Source organism: Anaerococcus sp. (assembly GCF_022770135.1).
Classification (GTDB): domain Bacteria; phylum Bacillota; class Clostridia; order Tissierellales; family Peptoniphilaceae; genus Anaerococcus.
Map to the genome: position 1 here is coordinate 1 of NZ_JALEIL010000112.1, position 4,739 is coordinate 4,739.

Annotated in this window: 5 protein-coding genes and 1 pseudogene; all 6 read right to left on the reverse strand. The window is 31.8% G+C overall.

From position 1 onward, the window contains the following. Positions 1-226: pseudogene (locus MRZ08_RS05840) on the reverse strand (adenylate cyclase); the annotation flags it as partial. Next, on the reverse strand, positions 226-903 hold the full coding sequence (locus MRZ08_RS05845; protein WP_297380424.1) for a metallophosphoesterase: 678 nt from the start codon (positions 901-903) through the stop codon (positions 226-228). The pseudogene MRZ08_RS05840 and the gene MRZ08_RS05845, both read right to left, overlap by 1 nt. After that, a complete protein-coding gene (locus MRZ08_RS05850) occupies positions 900-2,753 on the reverse strand; it encodes an AAA family ATPase (protein ID WP_297380427.1) in 1,854 nt (617 codons plus the stop codon). Before MRZ08_RS05850 ends, MRZ08_RS05845 begins: the two co-directional genes overlap by 4 nt. After that, entirely contained in the window at positions 2,746-3,759 is a 1,014-nt protein-coding gene (locus MRZ08_RS05855) for a metallophosphoesterase (protein ID WP_297380430.1), read from the reverse strand. The genes MRZ08_RS05850 and MRZ08_RS05855 overlap by 8 nt, the downstream gene beginning before the upstream one ends. After that, positions 3,756-4,328 (reverse strand): histidine phosphatase family protein, encoded by a 573-nt coding sequence (locus MRZ08_RS05860; RefSeq protein WP_297380433.1) that lies wholly within the window; start codon positions 4,326-4,328, stop codon positions 3,756-3,758. The genes MRZ08_RS05855 and MRZ08_RS05860 overlap by 4 nt, the downstream gene beginning before the upstream one ends. 64 nt (positions 4,329-4,392) lie before the next feature. Further along, positions 4,393-4,739, reverse strand: a 347-nt coding sequence (locus tag MRZ08_RS05865; RefSeq protein WP_297380435.1) for an ABC transporter permease, incomplete at its 5' end; no start/stop codon positions are given.

The following is a 4,739-nucleotide window of genomic DNA, read 5'->3' on the forward strand; positions in this document are numbered from 1 at the left end:
TTTTAACTTCCTTGAAGGTAAGCTCTATTTCCTTTTCGCCATTATCCTTGTGGGTTGTTTCTCTTACTCTAAGATAGCCTTCCTCAAAACCATCGCTTCCCTTTGGTATAAAGGTGTAATTCTTTTGAAACTCGTGGTTTATTAAATCAGCCCCAAGGCCTTCTAGTTTCTCTCTCATCTTTTCTATATCAATATTTAAAACTTTTACTTCAATTTCTCTATGCATTATCCTATCCTTACTGGCATAAAATCAATATAATCTCCTGCAACGCAAGAGACCTCTATGCCTTCTATATTCCCTTCTTTGATTAACTTATGTCCAACTCCATGTAAGTGCCCATAAACAAGTTTAGATACCTTATACTCCTTACATAAGTCAAAAAACTCATTAAAGCTTCCATCCGCATTTAGGGGTGGGTAATGGAGAAGAACTATTCTTTTACTACTTTTACTTTCTTTAAATGAATTTTCAAGCCTAATAAGCTCTCTCTTATAAATCTTTAAATCGTGTTCATCAAATTCTTTGTTGTCTTTGGAAATCCAGCCCCTGGTCCCGCAGATATCATATCCCTCGACTTCGAAATGATTGTTTTGGAGAAAGGATAAAGAAGAAAGTCCCAATTCTTCAAGCTTTTTTAGGGAAGACCACCAATAATCGTGGTTACCTTTCATAAGGATTTTCTTACCCTTCATCTTATCGATTTTTCCTAAGTCAATTCTTGCTTCGTCAGCACTCATAGCCCAGGATATATCTCCTGGTATAAGGACGGTATCGTCTTCATTTACGATCTTTTCCCAATTAGAAAAAATCCTCTCCTGGTAATTGGCCCAACCGTCACCAAATACTTCCATAGATTTATTTTCTGTATAATCAAGATGTAAATCTGCTATTGCATATATCATACATCCTCCATATCTATATAATTAATATCAATTCCTTCTGACTCGAATACTTCCTTCTCCCTATCGTGGCAGGTAAAATAGATAATTTGTCTAAGGCTTGCGGCATCTAAAAGGAAGAATAGAGCATTTCTTAATCTTTCTAAGTCATAATTGATAAAAGCATCGTCGTAGACCATAAATATCTTGGAAAAAGCTTCCTCATTTATGCTAAGTTTCAAAGCAAAAGATAGTTGGTCCATAAAACCCTTAGAAAGTTGATCTAACATCATATCGTAGCCTTCCTTAGTTCTTATCTTAGGATTTAATTTTTCATCAAATACTATTGAGTCAAAAGAATTTTTGCTTATTTCCCTTATAATTAGATTAGCTCTTTTGTTTAAATTGGTGAAATCATTCCTATTTTCATCTATAATTTTCTTTATAGTGCTTTTGGCAAGATTAATAGCCTTTTTCTTATTTTCAATCTCTACTAATTTGTCCTCTAGGAAGTGTAATCTATCGACTAGGTCGACCTCTTCTTCTATTTTTTCCTCTATACTTACAAGGTTTTTTTCATCTCTTGCAATCTCACCGTTTATTTTATCTAAATCTACTAAATAAGAGTCAAGATTAAGCTCTGCCTTTTCAATATCGAAGTTTTCAAAGTCTTCTAAATCAAAAATATTTTCACTATCTTTTATGTCTTGATTTCTAAGTATTGAAAGAACATCTTCTATCTTTTCCTTTTCCTTCTTCAAGCTCTTATATTTTAGAAATCTAGCTCTCAATTTATTATACTGGCTTAGGTCATTTCTACTATCTTCTGTTTTTTTAGTGGGATTTATTAAGAAAATAAATACTAGCATAAAACTTAGAGCGAGTAGATAAAAATATTTATTTATAGAAAAACCCAAAAACATGAAAAGTAAGACTAATACAAAAACTATATATTTCATATTTGAGCTTTGAGACTTTTTACTTTGACCTAAATTTTCTTCTAGGGATATGAAATACTCCTCATCAAGGCCATATACGTCGCTATATGACGCTATAGATTCATTTATCCTATAAAGCTCATCTGTCCACTTCTTATAATCCTTATAGTTTTGATTTGCCCTGTATTTCTTGTAAGAATCCAATTTTTCTTTATCTTTTTCATATTTTTCCCTTAAAGATCTTTGCCTTTTCTTATTATAGTCAAGCCTTTTGAAATCTTTCTCATAAGATTTTTTATATGATTTTATCTCATAGAGTCTATCTTCGATTTCTTTAATTTCATTTTTTACCTTAAGATATGGTTTGGTGTAGGCCCTATCGCTTCCTAATTTGTTTAATTTATCATCTAAAATTCCAATGGCCTTATTTGCTGAGAAATCGTAGTCTATATCCTGGTTGGCCAAGCTTTCGATTAGCTTCTCTTTAGCCTTTTTTTCTGACCTTTGTCCTTGAAAACTCGTAAGGTAATTCTTATAGATATCGTAGTTCATATCCAGAAGATATTCTCCAGGAAAGCCAAGATTTGAATCCTTAGAAGGAATTTCTTCTCCACTAGAGAGATTAATCAACTTGTATGAACCGTCATCAAAGTTTCTAATTACTTTAATATCTAAACCATCTTTATTAAAAATACCATATCCTGCGTATTTATAGGAAAGTTTGGGCTTATAGGCTTCCTTTTTGTAAGAAAAACTCCTCTTATTCTTGCCTTCATCAAAGCCGTATAGCAAGCCTTCTATAAAATTCGTCACAGTAGACTTGCCTGTTTCATTCTTACCATAAACCAAATTGAAATTTTCATCAAATCTTATTTTCTTATCTTCGAACTTACCGAAAGAGATCATATGGATTTCTTTAATAAAAACTCTAGTCATCTTTACTCCTAAGAATTGCATCAAGCCCAATATCTAGGGCGAGTTTTTCAACATCATTTCTAGGATTTTCGAACTTTTTGGCATAGAAAGATAAAAGAGAATTAGGGAAAAGTTTAACCATATCTGATAAGTCCCTTTCTTCTTTGATATGAATCTCCTTATAGATTGCATCTATATTATTTCTTATATATCTCTGATCAATATCCTTATCACTCGATATTTTAAGCCTTAGAACATTCTGTTTATTTTTGAGTTTCTGATTTACAAAAGAAAGCAAATCATCTTCGTTAGTAAAGTCTCTAAAATACAATTTCATATCATAGAATTTAAGTATAGAAGAATCTATAAAATCAACCTTTCCATCCTCATATCTGATATAACCATAATCATATATATCAGTAAAATCATGAGGCTCAATAGATCCTGGATAGTAAATATTATCTATACGATGAGCCTTGTGGATGTGGCCCATAGCAATATAATCAAAAGGAATATCTCTTATCATTTCTGAATTTAAAGAAAAATAATTAGATTCCTCCCTATCAACATCTCCATGGATTAAAAAGATATTGAAAAATTCATCGTCTAACTTTATCGATATGTCCAAGTCTTTAGAAAAAATCCTATCCTTATAAGAAATCCCGTATACTCTTAGCTTGTCTTTTTCAAAAACTTCTAGATTCTCTGAGCCAAAAACATGGAAATTTGATGGAGAATTTTCCAAAAAAAGACTACTATAAGAGTCAAAATAGTCATGATTTCCACTCACATAATAAATATCCTTGGAAAAATCCTTAAAAATAGCAAATAATCTTTTAAAATCACTGGCTGTAAAGTAGGATCTTTCAAAAAGATCTCCAGCAATTAAAGCAAAATCCACATCCTTATTGGACTTTAAGATACGAGAAAGACTCTGCCGTGAAGCTTCTCTAATCTTTTTAGATAAAGATCCATCTAAGTTAAATGAATCTGCCAAATGCACATCAGCTAGGTGGATGAACTTCATATCTTGTTTACACTTTCAATTAATCTCTTATCATCTTCGATATTGTAGATTGTAAGAGAACCATTGTCTATCCAAAAGCTTCCCCAATTATCTAAATCCTTTAATATCCAAAAAAGAGTTGACCTTATAGCTATGCCATGTGAAATACAAAGAATTGTGCCATCCTCTTCTCTAGACTTTTCTTCTAAAAAATCACTCGTTCTTTTGATCACATCATTTCTTGACTCACCAGAAGGGTATTTGATATTAAAATAATCTTTTTCTTCTTTTAGGAAAAAGTCTTTTTCGATATCTCTTACTTCATCAATTCCACGACCCCTAAAGTCTCCAAAGTTCATCTCATTCAATCTTTTATCAATAGTGAAATCATCAAAGCCTAATCTTTTTGCGGTCTGTTGACTTCTTATAAGATCTGATGTATAAACCTTATCTATCTTATAATCTTCTAATAATTTCTTTGTTTTATCTAATATATAAAGGCCACTTTCCGCAAGCACCGTATCGTCTGTGGAATATTTCCAAGAGATATTTGCTTGGGTTTGGCCATGTCTTACTAATATAATTTTCATAAACACCTCAGTTTATATTATAACAAAATTTGCGAATTTTTAAAAAGTGACCCGAAGGCCACTTTTATTCTCCAGAGCTCATCGCTTCTGCCATATCTATTCTCTTTAAGTCTTTGTGGACAAATAATAAAATCAAAAGTGAAATTACTAACGTTATAGCTGCTGCAATTACATAACTAATAATATGGGTCCTGTAGGCAATCATTATATCTTCTGGAGCAACTATGGCTATTATATATCTAAACATAGCATAGCCTAAGAAGTATCCCAAGACAATTCCTAGAATGGTTAGGATGAAAATCTCCCTATATATATAGGAAGTAACTTCCTTAGAGTAAAAGCCTAGGACTTTGATAGTTGCAAGCTCCCTCTTTCTTTCTCCGACATTAATACTTGTTATATTATACAAGA